The 1079-nt window shown below is 61.2% G+C and carries 2 protein-coding genes; both read left to right on the top strand.

Going from position 1 to position 1079, the window contains the following annotated elements; genetic code table 11:
- Positions 1-243 (top strand): hypothetical protein (locus ENZ74_RS34835; RefSeq protein WP_206522394.1); only part of this gene is annotated, 243 nt, incomplete at its 5' end.
- 26 nt (positions 244-269) lie between these two features.
- Positions 270-1058 carry a GGDEF domain-containing protein gene (locus tag ENZ74_RS32655; RefSeq protein WP_013532435.1) on the top strand — a complete coding sequence of 263 codons (789 nt, stop codon included), beginning with the start codon at positions 270-272 and terminating at the stop codon, positions 1056-1058.
- The last annotated feature ends 21 nt before the right edge of the window (positions 1059-1079 follow it).

Here is a 1079-nt window from a genome sequence, read left to right as displayed (position 1 = left end):
CGCTCAACTGACGACGGGCGATCTGGCTTCGCGCGCCGTTTTGCCCTTGCCCGGCCGGCAATTGGCCCACGCCTTCACACTTTGAAACAGGATGGCTGCTTTCCAGCGGCCGTCCTGTGGCGTCTGCCCAAGCGTCTGTCGCAAGTCATAGGCAGGGGCTGGTTGGCCGGTGGATTTGATTCCGCCGCCGACATCGAATTGGAGGGAAAGTCTTATCAATTTGTTTGGGTTGGTGCGTCATAGTAGCGACGGCTAACGGAGTGGACGCGATGAAGCTCGATCTGTCGCCGACGAGCTGGGGCAGGGTGATCGCTGTCACGGCAGTCGGTACGGCATTCTTCATTGCCGTGGCGTTCTTCGTCGATTCCTTCAATTTTCCCTATCTTTCGCCCGAGGCCGTGTGGCGGGCGCAGATGACCGACCTGATGCTGCCTTTGGTGCTGGGCGGCTCGTTTCTGTTTTTCCTGATGTGGAAGATTCGCCAGCTGGCCATCGCGCAGCGCGATCTCAGCGTCATCGCCGCGACCGACAGCCTGACGGCGGTGCTGAACCGTGGCGCCTTCTCGATGCTGGTCGAAGCCTATCTCGAGCAGACCCGCAAGCAGGAGCAGACCCGTTCGGGGGCGCTGCTGATCATCGACGCCGACCACTTCAAGTCGATCAATGACCGCCTGGGCCATGATTGCGGCGATCAGGCCCTCAAACTGATAGCGCAGGCGATCAAGGGGCAACTGCGTGGCAGCGATATCGTCGGCCGCATCGGCGGCGAAGAATTCGGCGTGTTTCTGCCCGGCGTGGATCCCTCGCAATCCTGGGTGGTTGCCGAAAGCATCCGCCGGCGTATCAGGGAGATGGAATTCTCACCCGGCGGCAGGCCTTGTCCGCTTTCCGTCAGCATCGGCGGCACAAGCTTTACCGGCCCGATCACCTATGAGGAAATTTTCTCCGCTGCCGACAGAAGGCTTTACACGGCCAAGTCGAACGGACGCGATCAAGTCAGCTTCGATCCGGCCGGAACGTCTCCGGCGCCTGCGCCCGGCGTCGCCACCGTGCATTGATGGCAGAAACTTGCAGAAGGC

Origin of the sequence: Mesorhizobium sp. M7A.F.Ca.CA.002.15.2.1, from assembly GCF_003998715.1 — a bacterium.
GTDB classification, from domain to species: Bacteria; Pseudomonadota; Alphaproteobacteria; order Rhizobiales; family Rhizobiaceae; genus Mesorhizobium; species Mesorhizobium ciceri.
This window is presented reverse-complemented; position numbering and strand designations above follow the sequence as displayed.

Coding starts and splice junctions, on each gene's coding strand:
- ENZ74_RS32655 (WP_013532435.1), top strand. CDS start 270: ATGAAGCTCGATCTGTCGCCGACGAGCTGGGGCAGGGTGATCGCTGTC.